This is a genomic window from Kitasatospora sp. NPDC007106 (assembly GCF_040634455.1).
In the GTDB taxonomy this organism is placed as follows: domain Bacteria; phylum Actinomycetota; class Actinomycetes; order Streptomycetales; family Streptomycetaceae; genus Kitasatospora; species Kitasatospora arboriphila.
Genome location: NZ_JBEYFP010000492.1, coordinates 1 through 4,490, shown reverse-complemented (window position 1 = coordinate 4,490; position 4,490 = coordinate 1). Strand labels below are relative to the sequence as shown.

Here is a 4,490-nt window from a genome sequence, read left to right as displayed (position 1 = left end):
CTGCGACCCCGGGCCGCCCGAGGCCCCCGGACCGGCCGCCGACCCCGGACCCGCCGAGCCCGGGCCCCCGGCCGGGTGAGCGACAGCCTCGGCCTGACCGCCGACCTCGCCCTCGCCGGCCTCTCCGTCGGCAGCGCCGCCGCGCTCAGCGGCGTCGGCCTGGTCGTCACCCACCGCGCCACCGGCGTGCTCAACCTCGCCCAGGGTGCCCAGGCCGTCGCCACCGCCTACCTGCTGCGCGAACTCGTCGTCGTCCGCGGCTGGCCGCTCTTCCCCGCGGCCGCCTTCTGCCTGCTGATCGCCGCCCCCGCCTTCGGCGTCCTGCTCGACGCCGCCGTCTTCCGCCCGCTGCAGCGCCGCGGCGCCGGAGCCGGCGAGACGATGGTCGCCGGCATCGGCGTCTTCGTGCTGCTGATCGGCACCGTCATCCTGCTCTGGGGCACGGCCCCCTTCGCCGACGCCCCCGCGCTCGTCCGGCCCGAGCACCTCGCCGACCTCGGCGGCCACGTCCTGCGCCTGGACACCGCCGTCCAACTGGCCGTCCTGTTCGCGGTGGCCGGCGGCGTCGGCCTCGTCACCCGCTACACCGCCTTCGGCACCCGGCTGCGCGCCGTCGTCGACAACCGCGCCCTCGCCGGACTCGCCGGGATCGACGCCGACCGGATCTCCGCCACCGGCTGGGCCTTCGGCTCCTTCACCGCCGGACTGGTCGGCATCCTGCTCGCCCCCTCCCTGCTGCTCGACCCCTACGGCCTGCCGCTGCTCGTCATGGAAACCATGGCCGTCGCCGTCGCCGCCCGGCTGCGCAGCCTGCCCGTGGCGGTCGTCACCGGCCTCGCCCTGGGCGTCGCGCAGAGCGAACTCACCCGGCTGCGTCCGGCCGGCCAGCTCCTGCCGCTCGCCCAGGCCGTGCAGGCCAACCTGTTCACCGTCGCGCTGCTCGTCGCGGCCCTGCTGCCCTGGCGCGGCGCGGTGGACGACACCGGCCTCGCCCCGGCCGGCGCCCCCCGGATCGAACGCGGCTCGGCCGCCGTCAAGGCCGTCTGCACCGTCCTCCTGCTGCTGCCGCTCGGCTTCCGCAACGACGACCTGCGGCACGCCCTCGCCGTACCCGCGCTCGCCCTGGTACTGCTCTCCGTCGTGGTCGTCACCGGCTACGGCGGACAGGTCTCCCTCGGCCAGGCCGGGTACGCCGGCCTCGGCGGGCTCGGGACGGCCCTGCTGATGTCCGGCCGGGTACCCGGACTGCCGGCGATGCCCGCCGTCCCCGCGCTGCTGCTGGCGGTCGCCGTCACCGTGCCGCTCGGCCTCCTCACCGGATGGCCCGCGATCCGCCGCCGCGGCCTCGCCCTCGCCCTGGTCACCTTCGCCGTCGGCACCGCGCTCAGCCGGCTCGTCTTCAACCAGCCGTACGCCACCACCGGGCTCGTCGTCGACCGCCCCGAGTTCCTCACCGGAGACGGCGCCTTCTACACCGCCGAACTGGTGCTGCTCGGCCTCGGCCTGCTGCTCGTCCGCAACCTGCACCGCGGCCGGCTCGGCCGGGCCCTCACCGCGATGCGCGACCACCAGGCCGGGGCCTCGGCCGCCGGGGTGGACGTGCCCCGGCTGAAACTCCTGGTCTTCATGGCCGGCGCCGGACTCGCCGCCCTCGGCGGCGGACTGATGACCCTTGCCGGACGCGCCTTCTCCGCCGCCGCCTTCGACCCGATCCAGGGCCTGCTCTGGTTCGCGACCGTGGTGGTGGCCGGGGCGGACAGCGCCGTCGGCGCGGTCCTCGCCGCCGCCCTGCTGATCGGCCTCGACACCGGCACCGTCCCCGGTATCTCCGCGGTCGTGGTCGGCGGCCTCGCCACCGCCCTCGGCCGGATGCCCGGCGGCCTCGCCGGCGTCGCCCGCCGCCTCGCCGCCCGCCCCGCCCCCGTCCCACCCCGCCTCACCCCCCTCGGCCGATCCCTCCGCCACCACCTCACGGACCCCCCGAAATGACCCCACCCCCGCCGAGTCCGCCGCCCCCGCAGGGACGCGGGGAACTGCGCGCAGCGGGAGGTCACCACCCGCACTCCGACCCCTCCGGCCGGTTGCACCCCCAGGGGCGCGGGGAACTGCGCGCAGCGGAAGGCCACCACCTGCACTCCGACCCCTCCGGCCGGTTGCACTCCCAGGGGCGCGGGGAACTGCGCGCAGCGGCAGGTGCCGACCTGCACGTTCCCCGCCGACCGGCCCCTCGTCCTCCCGTCCCCACGAGTCCGGCGACCCCGCAGGGGCGTGGGGAACTGCGCACAGCGGAAGGGCACGACCCTCACCCGACCCGTTCCAGCAACTTGCACTGCCGGACCCCACGATGAGCGCCGCCCCCACCTCCGGCCTCACCGCCCGCGGTCTCGTCCGCCGCTTCGGCGGCATCGCCGCGGTCGACGGCGTCGACCTGGACGTCCCGCCCGGCAGGATCACCGCCCTGGTGGGTCCGAACGGCGCCGGCAAGAGCACGCTGTTCGACTGTCTGAGCGGCGTCGCCCGCCCGGACGCCGGCCGCGTCCTGCTGGCCGGCCGCGACGTCACCCGGTTGCCGGACCACGCCCGGGCCCGTCTCGGCCTCGCCCGTACCTTCCAGCAGATCGCCGTCTTCCCCGGCCTGACGGTCGGCGAGAACACCCGTCTCGGCGCCGAGCAGGGCCGCGGCGGCACCGTCCGGGGTCTGCTGGGCCTGCCCGCCCCCGGAGCTCCCGCGGCCCGTGAGGCCACCGACCGGGCGCTGCGGCTGTTCGGCCTGGACGCCGTCCGGGACTGGTCGGCGGACCGGCTGCCGACCGGTGCGCTGCGCCTGCTGGAGCTGGCCCGTGCGCTGGCCGCGTCCCCCCGGGTGCTGCTGCTGGACGAGCCGGCCGCCGGTCTCGACCTGGCGCAGACGGCCCGGCTCGGCTCGGTGCTGCGGGCGCTCGCCGCCGAGGGGGTGGCGCTGCTGCTGGTGGAGCACGACGTCGAACTGGTCGCCCGGCTCGCCGACACGGTCTGCGTGATGGCCCGGGGGAGGGTCCTGCTGAACGGGCCGACCGCCGAGGTCCTGGCGGACCCGCGGGTGGCGGGGGCGTGGGGCGAGGCCGCGGGGGCGGAGCCGTGACCGTCGAGGCGGAGCTGCGCGGGGTCCGCGTCCGGTACGGGCTGCTGGAGGCCCTGCACGGGGTGGACCTGGCCTGCCCGGCCGGCCGGGTGACGGTGCTGCTCGGCCGCAACGGCGCCGGGCGGACGACCGCCCTGCACACCCTCGCCGGCGTGGTCCGGCCGGCCGCGGGGCGGGTGCTCTGGGCGGGCCGGGACGTCACCGCCCTCTCGGCGTTCCGCCGGGCCCGCCGGGGCCTCGCCCTGGTCCCGGCCGATCGGGCGGTCTTCCCGTCCCTCACCGTCGCGGAGAACCTCGGGCAGCACGCGGGCGAGGACACGGCGGCCGTCGAGGAGTGGTTCCCCGAGCTGCGTCCGCTGATGACCCGGCGGGCGGGCACCCTCTCGGGCGGGCAGCAGCAGATGGTGGCGCTCGGCCGGGCGCTGCTGGGCCGTCCGAGGCTGCTGCTGCTGGACGAGCCGGACCGGGGCCTGGCCCCGGCGGTGGCGGCCCGGATGCACCGGTTGCTGCTGGAGTCCGCGGCCGACGGCGGCACGGTGGTGCTGGCCGCCCAGTCGCTGCCGGCGACGCTGGCGGGGGCCGGCGTGGTGCACGTGCTGCGGCGGGGGCGGGTGGTGTTCAGTGGCGAGCCGGGCGAGCTCCTGTCCGGTCCGATCGGCGGATAAGCTGACCCGGAGACAGGACGTGTCTCGACGACGGGGGTTGACGATGGGAATCCTGGACGGCATAGGCCGGCTGCTGGCGGACGCGGAGCTCTCCGACCTGGCGGGCGAGCTGGAGGCGCTCGCCAACGAGGTGAGCAAGATCGCCCAGGAGCTGGAGCGGGCCCGCCATTCGGTGCACTGGACGGGCGCCGCTGCGGACGCCTTCCAGGCGCACGCCGAGAAGCGGATCAAGGACCTGCACGGCGTGGTCGGCGAACTCGAGGGCGCGGCCTCCGCCTCCAAGGCGGTCGCCGCCGTCGGCGGCCTGCTCTGACGCGGCTCTGAGCCCCCGGCTCCGACCTCAGCCCGCCCGACCTCAGCCCTCCCGCCGGTCGCCCAGCCTCCGGTTCCGGGCCGCCCGGGCCGCGAGCCGCTGCTCGACGGGCAGGGCGGCCAGCGATCCGAGCGCCAGCGCGACGGCCCGCCCGACCCGCGCACCGAAGGGGACGGGCTCGTCGGCCGCGTCCGGGTGCTCCGCGACGACCTCGTCGACCAGGCCGACCGAGGCCAGGTCGTAGGCGCCGATCCCCTGGGCCCGGGCCAGTTCCGCGGCGTGCTCGCCGTCCCGGTGGACGATCGCCGAGGCGCCCTCGGGCGGCAGCGGGGCGAGCCAGGCGTGCTCCGCCGCGATCACCCGGTCCGCGGGCAGCAGCGCGAGCGCCCCG

2 protein-coding genes and 2 pseudogenes are annotated in these 4,490 nt (G+C 77.4%); 3 read left to right on the top strand and 1 reads right to left on the bottom strand.

Annotated elements, in window-relative coordinates; genetic code table 11:
* Positions 1-75: 75 nt before the first annotated feature.
* The 3 genes and pseudogenes from ABZ641_RS26860 to ABZ641_RS26850 form a co-directional block, all read left to right on the top strand.
* A pseudogene (locus tag ABZ641_RS26860) lies at positions 76-3,052 on the top strand (ATP-binding cassette domain-containing protein); the annotation flags it as partial.
* Between the two features lie 65 nt (positions 3,053-3,117).
* Positions 3,118-3,786: an ATP-binding cassette domain-containing protein gene (locus ABZ641_RS26855; RefSeq protein ID WP_359985700.1), complete on the top strand. Its 669-nt coding sequence runs from the start codon at positions 3,118-3,120 to the stop codon at positions 3,784-3,786.
* Between the two features lie 43 nt (positions 3,787-3,829).
* Positions 3,830-4,099: a hypothetical protein gene (locus ABZ641_RS26850; protein ID WP_344621543.1), complete on the top strand. Its 270-nt coding sequence runs from the start codon at positions 3,830-3,832 to the stop codon at positions 4,097-4,099.
* Positions 4,100-4,141: 42 nt separating this feature from the next.
* On the opposite strand, the pseudogene ABZ641_RS26845 reads toward ABZ641_RS26850, so the two are convergent.
* Positions 4,142-4,490, bottom strand: a pseudogene (locus ABZ641_RS26845) (acetyl-CoA carboxyl transferase); the annotation flags it as partial.

What these genes read in the sequence shown, in the direction of transcription:
- ABZ641_RS26850 (WP_344621543.1), top strand. Translation starts at nt 3,830, where the DNA reads ATGGGAATCCTGGACGGCATAGGCCGGCTGCTGGCGGACGCGGAGCTC.